The following is a 17211-nucleotide window of genomic DNA, read 5'->3' on the forward strand; positions in this document are numbered from 1 at the left end:
CCGGCCGGGCCGATCTCAAACACGCACCCGTTTCAGGGGCCCCCGAAGGGGTAGTCCTGCCTGGTCTTCACCGGGAGACGGAGGAATCATGACTCAGATGACGGAAGAACCGCAGCAGGCCGGGGTCTCGCTCGCGACGCCGCGCCGCACGTGGATCGGCGACCACGACCCGACGGACCAGAACTGGCAGGAGGTCGGCGACGAGATCCGGCTGGCCGCCCAGCGGGCCGGAAGGGCGTGGCAGCAGCCGGAAACCGATTGACCCGCCCGCGGAACCGGGGACGGCGAAAGGGCTGATCGGGCAGGCGGAGTTGCCTGATCGTCCTCCGGCTTTCGCCGCCGTCGCGTCGCGTGCCCCTCGGCCGCCGTTCTCGGGCGTCGAGTCGTCGCAGGTCAGCACGCCCCGGGTCGGCCGGATGGCCGATGCCCGGACGGGGTTGCCCGCCGACTGGCCTGAATGGACGGACTCTTCGGACGATTCTGTCTTTTCCCCGGTCTCACTACCTTCGGAGCGCTCCCGCTTCCCGCGGAAGCGGACCGTTGCCGAAGGAGTGCGCATCGATGAAGATGCTCGTGGGGCTCGCCGCGCTCGCCGTCGCGGGAGGTTTGACCGCCGCGATCTGCCTGGCCGCCGGTTCCGGTGGCACCGACTGGCAAGCCTCGTGCAGAGCGGCCCCGGCCTCGACGGCGGGCAAGCACTCCGGAGCCGTCGCGGAAGCCCGGAAAGCATTGCTGAGCAACGGAAACGACCCCCGGCTCGAGATCGAGGTCGCCGACCTGGACGCGTGCGCGGTGGAGGTCGGCTGGAAAGCCGATCAGCCGCAGCCGACCGCGTCCGTGGTGAAACTGCTCATCGCGCTCGATCTCCTCGACCAGTCCGGGGTCCCCGAAGACAGCGAGGCCGACGCCGTCCATGCCATGCTCGCGGCCAGCGACGACCGCGTCGCCAGCCGGTTCTGGCAGCGGCTCGGCGGGCCGGCGATCGTCCGGCGGCAGGCCGGGAAGCTGGGGCTGACGCACACTTCTCCGCCTGCCGATCCTGGCCAGTGGGGGTCGACGAAGATGTCGCCGGAGGATGTCGTCGCGGTCTACCGGAACATCACCTCGGGACGGTCTGACGAGGAACGCGACTTCCTGACCGAGGCGCTGGAAAGCGCGCCGCTCAACGCTGCGGACGGATTTGATCAGCATTTCGGGATTCCGCGGGCGTTTCCCGGCACGGTGTGGGCGATCAAGCAGGGCTGGGGCACGTCGGAGGGGCGGCGGGTGCTGAACACGACGGGGCTGGTCCGGACGGAGTCGCGGACGTTCGCGGTGGCGGTGATGAGCACGTGGGACGATGACATTGATGTCGCCACGGCCGCCAAGGCGCTCACTGCTGCTACTGGGGCGTTGAAGGATTCGCTTGCCGGCACCGGCAAACTCGCGTGAGCTGGTCCTTTGTGGACAAAGTTGGGCTTTCGCGCTCCGCAGTCCTCTTCTTCCTCGGGAAACGTCGTTTGCGCGCGGAGCCGTCCGGGTATTCCGATGCCCCCGACCCCAGGAGAACATCGGTGGACGAGCAGACCGGCGACGAGCTGACCTTCGGCATCGAGGAGGAGTTCTTCGTCGTGGACCGCGACGGCCGGCTGGCGCGGGCGGACGACGTGGTCGACCGCGCGGCGAAAACGGGCGGCGGCAACGGCGAGTTGCAGCACGAGCTGATCCAGTCGCAGGCCGAGATCGCCACCGACGTCTGCCGGACCCGGGACGAGGCGTCGCAGCGGCTGCGCGAGTTGCGCGAGGACTTGGCCGCGGCGGCGCGACGGCAGGGCTGCCGGTTGCTGCCCGCGGCCTCGCCGCCGGTGTCGGAAGCCGGCTTGCCGGGCGTCACCCCGAATCCGCGGTACGAGCGGATCGGCGAGCATTTCGGCGCCACCGCGCGGACGTCGCTGACCTGCGGCTGTCACGTGCACGTCGCGATCCCGGACAAGGAGACCGGCATCCAGGCGCTCGGGCGGATCCGGCCGTGGCTGCCCGCGCTGCTGACCGTGACCGCGAATTCCGCGATCGCCGACGGTTACGACACCGGTTACCGCAGCTGGCGCTATCAGCAATGGAGCCGCTGGCCCTCAGCGGGGCCGCCGCCGCGGTTCGCGTCGCTCGACGAGTACGAGAGCGTGGTCGACGCGTGGCTGCGCTCGGGCGCGATCCTCGACCGCGGGATGGTCTACTGGGACGTCCGGCTCTCGGAGAAGCAGCAGACGATCGAGTTCCGCATCGCCGACGTCGCCGCCACGCCGGAGGAAGCGGTCCTGCTCGGCGTGCTCGCGCGAGGCCTGGTGGCCACCGCGCTGGCGGACGACGATCCCCCGCCGGACCTGCCGAACGAGGTGCTGCGCGCCCATCTCTGGCGCGCGTCGCGGGACGGGGTCAGCGGCTGCTGCCCGCACCCGCGCAGCGGCGACTTGGCTCCGGCGAAGGCGGTGCTCGCCGATCTGATCGAGCTGACCTCGTCCGCCTTGGAGTCAGCCGGGGACCTGGAGTTCGCTCAGGACGCGACGGCGCAGTTGTGCGCCGAGGGCAGCGGCGCGGACCGGCAACGGCGACGGTTCGCCGAGCGGGGACGCGGCGAGGACGTCGTGGACCTGCTTGCGGGCAACGCCTGACCGCAGGCGCGTCAACGCCGATGCGCCCAAGCCGCGGCCAGGCAGTAAGCGCCGAACGCGGCGAGGCCGACCGCCACCACCGTCAGCAGAACCGCGCCGAACGGCTGGGCGGCGAGGGTCTTCAGGCTGGCATCCAGGCCGCCCGCCTGTTTCGCGTCGGAGCGGAAACCGGCGTAGCCCAGCAGGAACGCGGTCACCGCGAAAACGACTGCCTTCGCCAGGTACCCGGTGCTGCCCAGCCACCCGACCCAGCGGCGGGTCTTGCCGGGCAAGCCGGCGAGGTCGAGGTCTTCGAGGAAACTCTGCTTCACGCCTTTGACCCCGGCGGCGACGGCGACGCCGAGCACGATCGCGGCGGCGATCACCACGAGTGCCGGGCCGGCGGGCAACTGGAGCAGTTTCGCGGTGAACTCCTGCTGGGTCTGATCGCTCGAACCGCCGCCGCCGTCGCCCGCGGCGAGCCGGAACGCGGTGGCGCCTATCGCGAGCACGACGATTCCTCGCGCCGCGGCGCCGAACCGTTTGCGCGTCCGTTTCCCGCCGCTGGTCCAGGTGTATCCGGTCGCGGCCATCAGGAACTGCCACAGTCCGAACGCGACCAGGCCGGCCGCGAGCACCCACAGCAGGACCTGGCCGAACGCCGTAGACCCGACCTCTTGCAGCGCGCCCTTCTGGTCGGGCTGCCCGCCGCCGCCGAAGGCGACCCGTACGGCGAGGTAGGCGAGGATGAGGTGCACGAGCGCGTAACAGGCCATTCCCGCCCGGCCGAGCAGCTGGGCGGTGTCGGTCTTTTCTCCTCGGGCGACCTTGGCGGCGATCCGGTTCATGCAGTGGGGATACCCGCTGTGGTCCGACCTGCAACTAGGCCAGGTGGTGCAATCCGCCACCTCGGTGAGCTCCGGTTCACGGAGGGTTAGTCCACAGCGGACGCGTTCGCTGGAGCCAGGGCGGCGACGCTGTTCTGCGCCGCGTGCGCGCGTTCAGAACGGCTTCTTCGAGGCAGCCCACGACCGGGAGGTCGAGGCCCAGCAACGCCAGCGGACGCAGCACTGCCCGCTGCTGCGCGACCACCGCGAACCGCACCCCGGAGCCGCGGGCTTCGCTGGCCTGTTCGGCGAGGAATTTCAAGAACCGGGCCGAGCAGAACGGCACGGCGGTCAGGTCCACGAGCAGGGCCGGCGGCCGCAGCCCGAGTTCTCCGGACACGAGCCGGCGGAGCCGGGGTACGTCGGCGGCGTCGAGGTCCCCGGCGAGGGTGACCACGGTCGACTTCGCGGTGCGGGTGAGCGTCGTCGCGGGACGGCCGGCCGGGCACACGACGGTCAGGCTCAACGGCGGGGCGTTGCTGTGCATGGTTTTTCGTTCCCTCCTCGCGCGAAGCGGGGCGGGGACCGGGAACGAGCGGCGCCGGCCGGGCTGTCGGAAATCCCCCTCGGCGGCTGGTCGGATACGGCGAAATGCCTGGCTGACCGGCGATGCCGCCAACATACCTTCGGGGCGCCCGTTTTGCGCAACCCTGCCTCACCCGGGCGGCCGTACGCGCCGAGGACGACGCGCGATCAGGTCGGGGCCAGACCAGGCTCCGGCGGACTCCGGCAGATCCGGATCGTCAGCAACGTCGTGACGACACAGCCGAGACCCATGAACGCGACCATCGTCCGCGTGCCCGCGAGTTCCGCGAGCGGTCCCAGCACGGCGGTGCCGACCGGGATCATCGCCCGGTCCGTGCTCGCGATGCCCATGATCCGGCCGAGGAGATCGCCGGGGGCGGTCGCTTGCAGCGCTGCTCGGTTCGCGGTGCGGTAACACTGCCCGACCAGCCCGACCACCACCATCGTCGCGCCCGCGCCGACCGCGGCGGACTTGCCGCTGAAGCCGCTGGGCACGAGGAGGACCAGCAACGCGCATCCGAGCAGCACCGCGCCGATCGCGGCCAGTCGTGCGGGGTTCGACGGAGGGCGGCGGGACATGGTCGCGGAGGCGGCCAGCGCGCCCGCGGCGCCGCAGGTCAGCAGCAGGGCCGCAGTGCTTCCGTCGCCGTGGAAGAGGTCTTTCGACAGGAGCGGCATCATCGCGGTGTACGGGAAAGCGAACAGCATCGGCCCCATCGCGAGGGCGATCTGACGGCGCATCGCCGGGTTCTGCCGGAGCAGCCGCCGCACGGACTCCGCTGGCGGCGCCGGGCCAGGCGTCGGGACGGGATCGGGCAGGACGGTCAGGCAGCACAGGGCGACGAGCGTGCAGAAAGCGTTGAACCAGAACGCGATCGGGACCGAGCTGATCGCGAGGACGAGCGCGCCTGCCGCGGGGCCGAGGAGCATCGCCGCGTTCAGGCAGGCCGAGTGCATGGCGATCACGGCGGTGAGCGGTCGCTGCCCGCGCAGCAACGGCAGAAGCGTCTGCCTCAGCACAGGTTCCGCGCTGCCCGCTGAGGCTCGTGCGAACACCGTCGCGCACACGAGCCACAGCGGGCCGCCAGCGGTGACGATCCAGGCGAGGCACAGGGTCGAGCCGAAGAGCGCCACGCGCAGACCCGCGAGCAGCCGGCGTTTGTCGTAACGGTCGGCGAGCCATCCGGCCGGCGCGGTGAACAGCAGGATGGGCGCGAGCCGCACCACGTTCACCGTCGCCAGCGCGGTGGCCGAACCGGTCCGCTCGACGACGTACCAGTTGAGCGCGACCAGATCCGCGGTGTCGCCGATCCGGGAGGACAGCGTGCCGGCCAGGAACAGGCGCAGCGGCAGCCGCCCGGCAGTGCCCGCCGTCATCGGACGGTGTCGCCGGCGCCGTGCAGGGGGTTGGCCTGGGGCAGGTAGATGTCGTGGTCGGCGGCCAGCAACCGCATGAGCCCGAACGCTTTCTGCGGAAGATGGGACGTCATCAGGAACGCGACGTCCGCGGACGCCCTGGCGAGCAGGTTCGCGGGCAGCCCGGCCAGCAGGTCGGTCATCTTGGTGCGGACTGTCGTCCAGAGCCGCTCGGCGGGCAGGTCCCAGGTCTCCGCGAACATCGTCACCACGTGCGCGATGTTGGCCTGCAGCAGCGCGTACGACACCTTTCTCCGCACGTGGCCGATGTCGTCGGAGAAGGTGATCGACCCGGGGTGCGGGACGAAATCGAGGCCTGCCTCGCGCATCCGGCCCGAGTGGACGCGGATGCCGCCGAAGTCGCGGACGAGGACCCGGACCGGCAGTCCGTCGCGGACCACCAGCAGCGTGTTCTGCAGATGGGCCTCCAGTCCGATGCCGTACCGCCACAGCAACGGCAGCCCCGCGGCGAGCATCAGCTCGGCGTAGCGGTCGAAGAACCCGAGCGCGACCGCCGAGCGACGTGAGCGTTCGTGGACCAGTTCCGCCAGAACGGTTCCGTCCGGATACGCCGCTCCTCGCAGAGCGCAGGCGGAAAGGACGATCTCGCCGGGGACCGCGTAGTCGGCGGGATCGGCCCGGAGCAGGGCGGAAAGGCCGCGTTCTCGCGAGGGTGCGGGGTTTCCCGGCGGCGGAGCGAAGGCTATGCCGGCCAATTCGGGTACGCAGACGACCCTGCCGCGCGTGCTGGGGTCGTCGGCCAGCAGGCGTTGCAGGAGACAGCTCATTCGCGGGCCGTTGCCGGTGGTGGCCGGCGAGATCGTGCGCCGCCGCGAGGTGAGCTGGACGTCGAGCGAGGTTTTCACGGTCAGCCGCCGTCCGTGCCTGCCCGCGGCGGCGGTGACCAGGGTGCGCACCGAGACGGTCGGCCGGCAGGCCAGTTGCGCTTCGGGGAGCGGGACGATGCCGCCGGTCGCCAGTTCCTCGGGGTACTCGGCGGCCAGCCTGCTCCGCAGCTGCCACGGGTGCACGGGAATCAGCTCGTACTCGGCGGGAGCGTGCCCGCGGGCGGCGAGTCCGTCGATGGCGCGCGCGACGGTCGCGGGGAAATGGTCGGCCACGATCGTTCCCACCGACGCGCCCGACGGATCGGGGGTCGAGAGCACGGAATCCTTGCGCACCGCGACGAAGGAAAGGCCTACGGTGTCGGCGCTTTCCGGGCAATACGCGAGCGAATCCGCTGGGGTGAAGCCGCGGCGGACCCTCGGGGCGAGGTGGATGGTGTGCCCTTCCGCGCACGCGGCGTCGAGGTCGAGGGCGAGGTCGGAAACGGCGCGTTGTCCGGCCGCCGCCGCGATCCGGTGCGGGCGCGCGGGCAGGCGGCGCCGGACGCAGGCACGGGACAGGGCGAGGTTGCGCGCCGAGTCGACGAGATCGTCGCGGAGCGCGCCCCAATCCATCTCCCCGCCGGACGAGGCGACGGCGTCGACCAGATCCTCGGGTCGGTCGAGCACGCGGACTTCGACGCCGTCGCTCAGCACGACCGGGCTCGCCACTTCGTTGGCCCCGAACCCGCCTTCCGGCTCGCACACCGCGGCCAGCCGCCGTCCCGACCGCAAGGTCACGCAGATCAGCCGTCCGGCGCCCGGCCCCAGCAGCGCGAGAACGCTCGGGGCCACCGGCGGCGGTCCGGTGAAGGGAAGGACGATCTCGGTGATTCGCTTGGCGGGCAACGATCTCCGTTCGCGCAGCAGCGCGCCGCAGGCGCCGTTGAGGGTGCTCAATCGCGCGCCGGCGAGTTCGTCCAGCCAGGGCCGCACGAGTTCCGGGCGGCGCTCGCGCAGGCACGCGAGCATTTCCCGTTCCGCCTCGTTGAGGTCCGGCGGTTCCGGCTCCTGCTTCGTCGCGGCGAGCGGATTCGGTCCCCCGACGTACTGCTGGTCGGTGACCAGGTTCTTGAGGCGCATCGTCAGCAACGCCTTGTGCTGCCACGGCTCGTTCAGCAACGCTTCGGCGTCCGCCCCGGCGTCCTCGGCCTCCTCGGGGCAGCAGGCGGACATGGCGAGCCGGTGGAACGCCTGCCGCACGCACTCCCCCGCCACCGGCCACAGGGCGTCCTCCACGCATCCGGACGCGTGCGCCAGCTCGGCGACGAGTTCTCCGAGATGGTGGCCGAAAAGCGGGTAGTACAACTTGGCGCGGAGCGCGGCGGGGTCGCTGGCGAGCAAAGCCGAGCCGGGCAGGAAGTCGCCGGCCAAAGCGCGTCGGGCCAGACGGGATTCCAGCACGCGCGCGGCGCCGAGGTCCCGGAGCAGAACGCGGTGCGGCAACCGGTCTTTCAAGACGAGAACGGTGTTCTGCGGATGGGGTTCGAGCGCGATGCCGTAGCGGACGAGCAGCGTCAGCAACTGCGGGACACAGCGCTCGACGTGCGCGGCCAGCCACTGCCGCGCCACCTCGCTCAGCGCAGCGCCGGTAACCGACGCGGTCTCGGCGAGCAGATCGTGGAGGAGGCTGGCGCCGGTCAACGGAGATTTCGCGAACAGCGCGGCGACCGGCATCGACAATTCGTCCGGGCCGAGCAGGTCTTCGCTGTCTTCCCGGAGGACAGCGGCCAGCGAACGGCGCCGGGCCTGCGCAGCCGCGGGATCGGGCCCGTCCGGCGGCACATACGCGACGCTGGCCAGCTCTCGCAGCACCGCGAACCGCGGCCGCCCGTCCGGCGTGCCGAGCGCCAGGTCCAGGTCTGCCGCGACGATCCGTTCGAGCAGCGCGGACAGGCGCGGCCCGTTGTGCACCGCGGCGGGCGAGACCCCGCGGACGGCGCTGGTGAGCTGCACTTCCAGCGCGGTTTTGACGTGCAGTCCCGCGCTCGCCGCGGTCTCGCGCGCCGACAGGGTCCGGACCGAGATCAGCGGCCGCGCCGGGATCCGGGTGCGCAGCGGCGCCACCGTGCCGTCGGCGATCGCGTCGGCGTGCAGCGCCGGGAGGGCGTGGAAACGCTGGTGCGGATGGACGGGAATCAGCACGCGCTGTTCGGGAATGAGCCCCGCCGCGCGCATCTCCACGGCAGCCGCGGCGACAGTTCGCGGAAAGGCTTCGCTGAGCAATGCTTGCGAAGCATCGAGGCCGTTCGCTCCGGTGGCGGCGTCCCGGGAAACCGCAACCAGCGGCAGATCGAACTCCGCGCCGAATTCCGGGGAATAGCGAATGGTGTCCTCGACCGACATGCCGACTTTCATTTTAGCGACCGGATGCAGCGGATGTCCTTCGACCACCATTCGCTCGAAGGGAATCAGCAGCGATCCCTCTTCGCCCGAATCGCGGAGCGCGGCGACCAGCGACGCGAACGGCCGGTTTCGGTGCCCGTTGCCGGAATTATCCCGATCGCGCAGCTCGGCCGCGAAGACGCTCGCCGCGGCCAGGGACAGCGCATGACCGGCGACGCTGTCGGCGAGCTCGGCACGCAGCCGCTCCCAGGCGTCGGAGTCGCCGGAGCACAACCGCTCCTTCGCCAGGAAATCCCAGAGCCGCAACGGGTCGGCGACCTCCCGGCCGTTGAGCCGGACCGGACCGGCAAGGGTCAGGCGACCGGTCTTCGTCGCCTCGCGCAGCACCAGTTCCAGTCCGCGTTCGCGCGCCGGCCCCGTTCTCAGCAACCCCTCGCGCACCACCGCGGAAAGGAGGCGGGACATAGTCGTCGCGCGGGCTTCCGGAAGGCATTCCGCGTATTTTTCCGCGAGCCCCGGAAGCACTGGTTTCCCGGATCCTTCGAGGCGGACATAAATTGCGCGTTCCTCGGGAGAAAGGGATTCTCCCAGCGGTGCAAGGAAAGCATTCTCACTAGCCTGAGCGGGAGATGACATCGTGCACTATGGTGGCGCTGCCAAGGTTAACCAGACAGGAACGTACAGGTTAACAAAAAATGAACACACCTATCACGACCCGATAAACTCGGACATTCGCGCACTCAATCGCGGCCATTGCGCAGCAGGTTGAGGACTCAACTGGAGCAGTGTCCGATATTTTGGCACGGCAATTAACCCGCGCTCACGGAATTCGCCGGTCGATTTCGCGGATCACGGCGAGACTGCCGTATTCCGCGTTGGACAGCACCGCCACGTCGAGGTTCTCCCCCGGATAGTGGCGTGCGATGCCCCCGGCGCCGGCGTTGCCGCCGTCCTTGTAGTAGTTCCGCACCGAACCGTCGGGCCGCATCGTGAACTCCAGCCCGAACCCGAACCACACGTCGCCGTCTTCGGCACGGTGGTGCAGCACCTGCGGGGTGAGGAACTGCCCGGTGCGCTCGGCCGACAGGAGTTCGCCGCCGCGGACGGCGCGCAGGAACCGCACCAGGTCGGCCACGGTGGCGTGCGCCCCGCCGTCGGGCGCGCCGATCGACGGGCAGCTGAAGATGTTCTGCTGCCACCCGGTGATCCGTCCCTCCGCGCCGACGACCGGATCCCAGCCCTCGGCGACGTCCGCCGCGGCTTCCCGCCGGTCGTAGAAATCCGACGACGTCATGCCCGCCCGCGCGAAAACCGCGCTCCGGATGTGCTCGCGATAGGCGACCCCGGTGATTTCCTCGATCGCCAGACCGACGAGGAGGTATCCGGCATTGCAGTACCGGCATCCCTCCCCCGGCGCGAAATTCGGTGGCTTGGCCGCGAAATTCGGCAGGTGGTCGCGCGTTCGCGTCACCGAGTAGACCGGCCTGTCGACCCACAGCGCCTCGTAGCTTTCACCTGCTTCCTCGTCCGCGTCGTCGGCGATGCCGGAGGTGTGCGTGAGCAGGTGCCGCACGCTCACCCGCGGTGAGATCGCCGTCCCGGCCAAGTCGACGATCTCGGTGATCGGCGCGTCCAGCTCCAGCCGTCCTTCGTCGACCAGTTGCAAGGCGGCCACCGCTGTGAAGAGCTTGGTGACGGACGCCGTGTCGAACCGGAGGCCAAGCCTGTTCGGCACCGCCCATCGGCGGCTGGCCTGCCCGTACGCACCCGAAAACACCACGTGCTCGCCGCGGCGGATCAGCACTGCTCCGGAGAACTTGCCGACCGCGGCTCGGGCACTCAGCCAGGCGTCTAGACCGGAGAAAGGCATTCTCCGAAGGTAGCGATCCCGGTCGCTCTTCGCGACGACCATAAGATCGTCGCGAAGAGCCTCAGCCGGCTGACTCGTCCGGAGACCAGGTCAGGGGCCGTCGCACCATCCGTCGCAGACGTAGAGCCATCCGGTTCCGCAGCCGCCCACCCGGTGGCACTCGTCGCTGTATACACAGCCTTGCCAGCAATAGTCGCTCTCCATGCTGCACTGGCAATCGTCGCTGGCGGCTTCGGGTTCCGACGGGCCGAGGGTCGCGATGATCGACTGGGCCTCCCCGGCGAAGGCAGCGGTCACCACGGCGCGGAGGTCCTCCAGTACCTGGTTCAGGTCGGGCGGCGACGGCCGCGAGTGCAACGACTCGTTCCCGAGGACCTCCGCGGCGCGCTGCAACGCTCGTTCCTGGCTCTCCGACAGGGAATCGTGCGTCGCACCGTACTGGCGGAGGTGCTCCGTCCACAGACGGCTTCTGACCGCGGCCGACGAAGCGGTGAAGATCGCCTTCCGGTAGGGGAGCGAATGCTCCGCGAACTCGGAGTACGCCTGGGGGAGCCGGTCCTTGTTGGACTCCGCCCACGCGACAGGATCTTCGCCCTTGCCCTTGCCCTTGCCTCCCGACGGCCCGAGTTTGACCAGCGCGGCCGCCACTGCGAGGCCACCGACGAGCGACCGGACGCCTAGCTGGTTCCGCTGTGCAGGGCGCCGCGTCCGGCCCATCGCGCCGAGGACTGCCAACGTCGACCGGACGCCCAGATGCCTGGCCAGTTTCACCCCGAGCCGGGGGCCTACCCAAGCTCGGGTGCCGTCGGGCCTCACCCGGATCAGAGTGGGCGCCCACGCCGGGTCGGCGCCGAGCGCCTGCTCACGCCATCTCCGCACATCCGGCTGCGCCAGCGGCAAGACTTCGAGCGTCCCGTCGCAAGCCTCGGCCACGGCGCGGGACATGGCCCGGCAGAACCGGCACGAGCCGTCGAAAGCCAGCACCCATCGGTCAGATGCGTTCGTCATGGAATCCCCCGCCATTCTGTTCGGGCTCTGCGCGATGCGCTGTTCGCCGTGCTGCTATCCGCGGCACGGAAAGTCCTGGATATGCGATCCGTCGACCCAGTTGCCGTACTTGTCGCCGCTCAGTCCGGCCGCCGGCACGTACCCGCGCACATTCTGGTAGCCGTAGACGATCAGCCAGACATTGTTGTACCGCCCGTGGCTGATCTCCACGGGATCGCCCGTCGTCCAGCAATCCCAGCCATAGGTGAAGCCCGCCCAGACCTCGCCGACCTGGCGCGCCGGCAAATGCGGTTGAATCCGGACACCCATGTCGCGGTACGGATGCACCGGCGGCTCTCCTGGCGGGTGTGCCATTGCGCGATGCGTGGGCGGCATCTCAGCCGCAGCCGCCGCGGCGGGCACAATTGCGGTCGCCGCCGCAAGCGCGGCGGCTGCGACAGTTTTCGCTGACATTCTCATCGCATGCTCCCCTCTGAACGGAAACCCGCACGCCCCCGCGTACCGTCCGTTCAAGACTCAGCCGCGCTGCGCGAGCATCCAAGCCTTTGCGCTCTCGCTGAAGGACCTTGACAGTGCAGCATCGCAGGAGTAGCGGAGTGCCGAGAAACGATCGCCGCGACGTGCGTATTTGGTGAGCACCGGGCTGTGTTCGAGCACCGGCCCGTGGAAGAACTCCAGCGGCGTCCCGCCCGGGTCCTTGGCGGAGAACCCGGCCTCGACCTTGCGCCGGTCCGCGAGTTCCTGCGACATCGGCGTGCACACGCCCGAACTGCCACGATCACCGAGGTGCGCAATGCCGCGGCTACGGTGTGGCGAGTCGCCAACGGGGTGCCGACGCTGCGTCCGCGAGCGGTGCCGGACCCGCCCTCCGCGGAGGCCGAACTCCAGCTGGCCAACGGACGGCCCGCTTCCGGCTGACCGTGCCGACCATCCACAAGGGACACCACGCTCGCCTGCCCGCCTCATCCCCCCTGCTCGCGTCCCCCGCACCTGCCGCAACCAGGACAGAGAGATCCGCCGCCCGCCGATCGGCGGGCGGCGGGTCACACGGTCTGGCCGCCGTCGATCACGAAATCCTGTCCCGTGCAGTAACTGCTCGCGTCGCTGGCCAGGAACGCCACCAGCGCAGCGACCTCGCCGGTCGTGCCGGGGCGGCGGATCGGCTGTCCCGCCACCGCGCCGCCGCCCGCGCGGGTCGTTTCGGAGATCATCCGCGTGTCGATCGCGCCCGGGCAGACGCAGTTCACCCGGATGCCGAACTCGCCGAGCTCCTTCGCAGCGGATCTGCTCGCCCCGTGCAGCCCCCATTTCGACGCGCTGTACCCCAGCCCGCCCGCGAAGCCCGTCAACGCCGCGGTCGAGGCGACGTTCACGATCGAACCGCCACGGTCCCGCATCAACGGCAGCACGGCTTGCATCCCGAGGACCGGGCCGATCAGATTGACGCCCAAGGTGTGCGCGAGATGGTCCTCCGCGAAGCTCTCCAACGGTGCCTTGCGGTAGAAACCGGCGTTGTTGACGAGCACGTCGACCCGGCCGAACTCGGCGCGGGCGAGTTCCATGGCGGTGGCCCAGTTTTCCTTGCTGCGCACGTCCAAGCCGACCGCGAGCGTCGCACCGTCGATCTCGTCCGCGACCGCGGCGACGGCGCTTTCGTCCAGGTCCGCCAAGACGACGCGCGCACCCAGCCGCGCGGTCGTCCTCGCGTGCTCGGCGCCCTGCCCTTGCGCGGCACCGGTCACGAACACGATTTTGTCCCGCAGATCCACGAGTTGATCGGCCACGTTCCACTTCCTTCGGCTCGGAGCGCTCAATCGCGCGAAGGTACCTTCGCCGGAAGGGAGAGCGGAGGGCATGCGTCGGCTCAGCGGACACCTGATTTGACCGGCGTCGCACGGGATCGTAGTCTCGCACCAAGCGCTTGCTTCAGAAGGAAGAAGGCTGCCCTTGAAGGATTTCCACGGCAAGCCGGGCATCGCGGTCGTGACCGGCGGAACCGGAGGGCTGGGCACGGCGATCTGCCGCACGCTCGCCGAACGCGGCTCCGCGGTCGCCTTCACCTATCGCAGCGACCACGAAGCAGCGAAGCGGCTAGCCGCCGAACTCGACGCGACAGCCGAGCCCCTGGACCTCACCGACGCCCAGCAGACCAAGGCGTACCTCGACCACGTGGTCGAGCGTTTCGGAACGATCCACACCCTCGTCCACGCCGCCGGACCGCTGGTCCCGCAACAGCATCTGTCCACAGTGGACCCCGCAGACTTCGGCAGGCATCTCGCCGCGGAGGCCGCCGCGTTCTTCAACCTCGTCCGCCCGGCGCTGCCCGCCCTGCGCGCCAGCAAAGGCTCGATCGTCGCGGTCACCACCGCAGCGACCCGGCGCTACCCTGTCCGCGACGGGCTTTCCGCCGGGCCCAAAGGTGCGGTGGAAGCGACCGCACGAGCGCTCGCGGCCGAGGAAGGCCGCTTCGGCGTCCGGGTCAACTGCGTCGGCCCCGGAATGCTGACAGACGGCATGGCAGCGGACCTGGTGGCCAACGGCGACCTCGACGACCGCGCCCTCGACGCCGCCCTCCGCGCCATCCCGTTGCGCACCTTCGGCAACGCACAGGACATCGCGGAAGCCGTGTGCTTCCTCGCCTCGGACCGCGCCGGGTTCATCAGCGGCCAGAAACTCGACGTCGACGGCGGATACGGCGTCTGACGCGCCGGACCCCGAGGCACAGCCGGCCCCGGGGTCCCGAACACCGTCACTTAGCCTTGTTCTTCACCTCTTTCGCCTTCCCCTTCAGCGAACCCATCGCGTTCTGCGTCGGCGAGTACGTCCCGTACAGCGCAGGATCCGGCTTCGGCGCCGTACCGGGGCCACCGAGCGGCTGGGGATCGGCGAGGTACTCGATGCCTTCCCCGCCGAAGCTCCAGCCCGCCTTCGCCCCGTCCGGGCCGTCCGACAGGTGCCACACCGTGTTGTTGTGGTCCTGGTTTTCCTCGTCGAACAACGCGGTCGGCGCGATGTCACTTTCCAGGCCGTCGGCCTTGAGTTCCTCGATCGCGGCCAGCCATTGCTTCTGGTGCACGGTGTCGCGAGCGAGATTGAACTGCAGCATCGCCTTCACGCCGGGGTCGTCGGTCATCCGGTACAGCCGCGCGGTCTGCAGCCTGCCCTGCGCCTCGGCCGCGGCGTTGGCGCGGAAGTCGGCGAGGAGATTGCCGGAGGCGACGATGTACTTGCCGTTCCACGGGGTGCCGTTCGAATCGGCGGGCAGCGCGCCGCCACCGGCCACGATCGCCTGCTGCGGGTCCATCCCGCCGATCACCGCCGCCATCACCGGATCCTTCACCGCTTCCGCGGTCGCGGTGGCCGGCGCGCCCTCCAGCAGCCGCGCGACCATCGTGGCGAGCATTTCGACGTGCCCGATCTCCTCGGTCGCGGTGTCCATGATCAAGTCCTTGTACTTGCCCTCGATGCGGCAGTTCCAGCCCTGGAACAGGTACTGCATGGTCACCGTCATCTCGCCGAACGCGCCCCCGATCAGCTCCTGGAGCCTGTGCGCGTACACCGGGTCCGGCTTCTCGGGCTTCGCCTCGAACTGCAGCAGCTTGGTGTGTCGGAACATCAGCGTCCTCTCCCGGGATCCGAGCCGGGCGCCATACCCGGCAAGTCCGGCTGGAGTGCCCGCGATCGACCGGCCTACACACGGCGATTTCAGGGAGTCCGGCGGGGCAACGGCGCGGTGGCGGGCCCTTCGAGCACAGTGCCGTCGACGTCGAATCGCGAACCGTGGCACGGGCAATCCCAGCTGCGCTCGGCGGCGTTGAACCGCACGAAGCAGCCGAGATGCGTGCACCGCATGGACACCGCGTGCAGGGTGCCTTCTCGGTCTCGGTAAACGCCTTTGCGACCATGTCCGTCCGCCAGCACTTTCGCCTGGTCCACGGCGATGTCGTCGGTGCTCGTCGCGTCGGCTTGGGCGAGCCGGTCGCCGACGAAGTCCTTCGCCACCTTCGCGTTCTGCTGCACCAGTTTCGATGCCGACTTCAGCGAAACCCGTTGCGGAGAAAAGAGGTCCCGACGCGGATTGGCCGATCCGGTGATCCCGTCGGCTACCGCGGCCGCCGCCGCGGTCCCCATCGCCAAGCCCCATTTCGCGAACCCGGTCTCGACCCACAGCTTCCGTGCGCCCGGGAAGTACGGCCCGGCGATCGGGATGCTGTCGTAGGCCTTCGGATCCTGCGCCGACCACCGGTGCGTGACCTCGTCGACGTCGAAGTGGCGCGCCGCGAACTCGCCCAGTTCGGTGTACCGCGCGAAGTCGACCGGGTCGCCCGCCGGATGGCCTTGGCCGCCGAGGATCAGCCGGTCCTCGCAGGAGGCGAACGACCACAGCGGACTCCCGGCGCTGATCGCCAGCTCCCCCGGCGGCTTGCCGGATTTCAGTGTCGCGGCAACGCAATACGACCGTTGCACCTCCAGCCGGGGGAAGAACAGCCCGCGGTCGAGGATCGGGTAATGCGTCGCGATGACCACGTTTTCGGCGTCGAGCGCGCCGTCCTCGGTCCTGACGCGGTACGGCGGCGCCGCGCTGACCTGCCGCACCCGGCTTTCCTCGAATACCCGGCCGCCCTCGGCCTCGACGGCGTCGGCGAGCCCGCGCACGTAGTCGGCCGGATGGAGCGCGAGTTGCTCGGGCAGCCGCACCGCGCCGTGCACCGGGACCGGCAGGTCGAGCGTGTCCGTCCACTCGACCGGCAGACCGGCCTGGGTCGCGGCCTCGTACTCGGCTCGCACGGTGTCCGCCTCGTCGGCGTCCAGCGCGAACGTGGCGGCGGGCAGCCTGCGGAGCCCGCACTTGATGGGTTCGGCCAGCTCCGCCACCAATTCGACCCCGGCCAGCGCCGCCTCGGCGTAGGCCGTCGCGGTGGCCGCGTCGTGCTCGCGAAGGAGCGTCGAGTACACAGTGGACTGCAACGCGGTGACCTTCGCCGTGTTATTGCCGCTGGCTCCCTCCGCGACGCGCCCCGATTCGACGACGGCCACATTCACGCCCCGGCGCGCGAGCAGCAGTGCAGTGGTCATCCCGGCGACGCCACCGCCGACGACGGCGACTTCCGCCCGTTCCCGGCCGCGCAGGGACGACCGGCTGGTCGCCGACGCGGTCGCGAGCCACAGGGACTGGTCTGCGGTGGTGGTCATCAGAAGCTCCTCCGAGTGCCCATCGGGAGGACGCCGAGCACGATCATCACGACGGCCAGGCCGAGGTGCAGCCAGTTGTCGGCGGTGTTGACCGGGATGAAGTCGGCCGAGCTGCCGTGGTCGACGATCAGGCCGTACACCCACAGCGCCAGGTAGATCACCCCGCCGGCGACGAGGAAGTTCTTCGCCCCGGCCGGCGTGCGGGCGAGCGCGAGCCCCGCGACGCCGAAGGCCAGGTGCACGACGTTGTGCAGGATCGACACGCTGAACAGCCCGAGCAGCAGCGCGCCGGAATGGTGCCCGGCACCCGTGAGCTGGTCGTAATGCGTGGTGACGCCCGGGATGAAGCCGAGGATGCCGACGAGCAGGAACACCGCGCCCACACCGGCGGCGACGAGCTGGCGCGGCGTGCGCCGCGCAACGGCAGTAGTCATGACCGGAGCCCTCCCTGAATC

The 17211-nt window shown here is 70.1% G+C and carries 17 protein-coding genes; 5 read left to right on the top strand and 12 right to left on the bottom strand.

Annotated features, from left to right (window positions below; translation table 11 throughout):
* Positions 1–88 precede the first annotated feature (88 nt).
* The 3 genes from H4281_RS23630 to H4281_RS23640 all read left to right on the top strand — a co-directional run bounded on the left by H4281_RS23630 (position 89) and on the right by H4281_RS23640 (position 2648).
* Positions 89–262, top strand: coding sequence for a hypothetical protein (locus H4281_RS23630; RefSeq protein WP_182893110.1), 174 nt, complete (start codon positions 89–91; stop codon positions 260–262).
* A 299-nt stretch (positions 263–561) separates the two neighbouring features.
* Complete coding sequence (locus H4281_RS23635; protein ID WP_182893111.1) at positions 562–1431, top strand: serine hydrolase; 870 nt, start codon at positions 562–564, stop codon at positions 1429–1431.
* A gap of 122 nt (positions 1432–1553) precedes the next feature.
* The gene (locus H4281_RS23640) at positions 1554–2648 is read left to right on the top strand and encodes a carboxylate-amine ligase (protein ID WP_182893112.1); all 1095 of its coding nucleotides are present in this window, start codon (positions 1554–1556) and stop codon (positions 2646–2648) included.
* An 11-nt stretch (positions 2649–2659) separates the two neighbouring features.
* Here H4281_RS23640 and H4281_RS23645 read toward each other — a convergent pair whose 3' ends face one another.
* From H4281_RS23645 to H4281_RS45220, 8 genes are all read right to left on the bottom strand, one after another.
* Positions 2660–3475, bottom strand: coding sequence for a DUF1206 domain-containing protein (locus tag H4281_RS23645; protein WP_182893113.1), 816 nt, complete (start codon positions 3473–3475; stop codon positions 2660–2662).
* A 76-nt stretch (positions 3476–3551) separates the two neighbouring features.
* Positions 3552–4001 carry an STAS domain-containing protein gene (locus tag H4281_RS23650; protein WP_182893114.1) on the bottom strand — a complete coding sequence of 150 codons (450 nt, stop codon included), beginning with the start codon at positions 3999–4001 and terminating at the stop codon, positions 3552–3554.
* A 206-nt stretch (positions 4002–4207) separates the two neighbouring features.
* Entirely contained in the window at positions 4208–5416 is a 1209-nt protein-coding gene (locus H4281_RS23655; RefSeq protein WP_182893115.1) for an MFS transporter, read from the bottom strand.
* Positions 5413–9210 carry an IucA/IucC family protein gene (locus H4281_RS23660; protein WP_182893116.1) on the bottom strand — a complete coding sequence of 1266 codons (3798 nt, stop codon included), beginning with the start codon at positions 9208–9210 and terminating at the stop codon, positions 5413–5415. The genes H4281_RS23655 and H4281_RS23660 overlap by 4 nt, the downstream gene beginning before the upstream one ends.
* Before the next feature lie 295 nt (positions 9211–9505).
* On the bottom strand, positions 9506–10555 hold the full coding sequence (locus tag H4281_RS23665; RefSeq protein ID WP_182893117.1) for a serine hydrolase domain-containing protein: 1050 nt from the start codon (positions 10553–10555) through the stop codon (positions 9506–9508).
* A 90-nt stretch (positions 10556–10645) separates the two neighbouring features.
* A complete protein-coding gene (locus tag H4281_RS23670) occupies positions 10646–11563 on the bottom strand; it encodes a bacteriocin fulvocin C-related protein (RefSeq protein ID WP_182893118.1) in 918 nt (305 codons plus the stop codon).
* A 54-nt stretch (positions 11564–11617) separates the two neighbouring features.
* On the bottom strand, positions 11618–12016 hold the full coding sequence (locus tag H4281_RS23675) for a hypothetical protein (RefSeq protein WP_182893119.1): 399 nt from the start codon (positions 12014–12016) through the stop codon (positions 11618–11620).
* A gap of 63 nt (positions 12017–12079) precedes the next feature.
* Positions 12080–12313, bottom strand: a complete 234-nt coding sequence (locus H4281_RS45220) for a VOC family protein (RefSeq protein ID WP_220507744.1) — start codon at positions 12311–12313, stop codon at positions 12080–12082.
* 36 nt (positions 12314–12349) lie between these two features.
* Between H4281_RS45220 and H4281_RS46290 the strand changes: the two genes are divergently transcribed.
* Positions 12350–12481, top strand: a complete 132-nt coding sequence (locus tag H4281_RS46290; protein ID WP_281390467.1) for a hypothetical protein — start codon at positions 12350–12352, stop codon at positions 12479–12481.
* A 125-nt stretch (positions 12482–12606) separates the two neighbouring features.
* Here H4281_RS46290 and H4281_RS23685 read toward each other — a convergent pair whose 3' ends face one another.
* Positions 12607–13347, bottom strand: coding sequence for an SDR family NAD(P)-dependent oxidoreductase (locus H4281_RS23685; RefSeq protein ID WP_182893120.1), 741 nt, complete (start codon positions 13345–13347; stop codon positions 12607–12609).
* Between the two features lie 163 nt (positions 13348–13510).
* Between H4281_RS23685 and H4281_RS23690 the strand changes: the two genes are divergently transcribed.
* Entirely contained in the window at positions 13511–14266 is a 756-nt protein-coding gene (locus tag H4281_RS23690) for an SDR family NAD(P)-dependent oxidoreductase (RefSeq protein ID WP_182893121.1), read from the top strand.
* Positions 14267–14312: 46 nt separating this feature from the next.
* On the opposite strand, the gene H4281_RS23695 is transcribed toward H4281_RS23690, so the two are convergent.
* From H4281_RS23695 to H4281_RS23705, 3 genes are all read right to left on the bottom strand, one after another.
* Complete coding sequence (locus H4281_RS23695; protein ID WP_182893122.1) at positions 14313–15179, bottom strand: manganese catalase; 867 nt, start codon at positions 15177–15179, stop codon at positions 14313–14315.
* 89 nt (positions 15180–15268) lie between these two features.
* Positions 15269–16756 carry an FAD-dependent oxidoreductase gene (locus tag H4281_RS23700; protein WP_182893123.1) on the bottom strand — a complete coding sequence of 496 codons (1488 nt, stop codon included), beginning with the start codon at positions 16754–16756 and terminating at the stop codon, positions 15269–15271.
* Positions 16756–17190, bottom strand: coding sequence for a DUF4383 domain-containing protein (locus tag H4281_RS23705; protein WP_182893124.1), 435 nt, complete (start codon positions 17188–17190; stop codon positions 16756–16758). Before H4281_RS23705 ends, H4281_RS23700 begins: the two co-directional genes overlap by 1 nt.
* Positions 17191–17211 lie beyond the last annotated feature (21 nt).

Source organism: Amycolatopsis dendrobii (genome assembly GCF_014145675.1).
Taxonomy (GTDB): domain Bacteria; phylum Actinomycetota; class Actinomycetes; order Mycobacteriales; family Pseudonocardiaceae; genus Amycolatopsis; species Amycolatopsis dendrobii.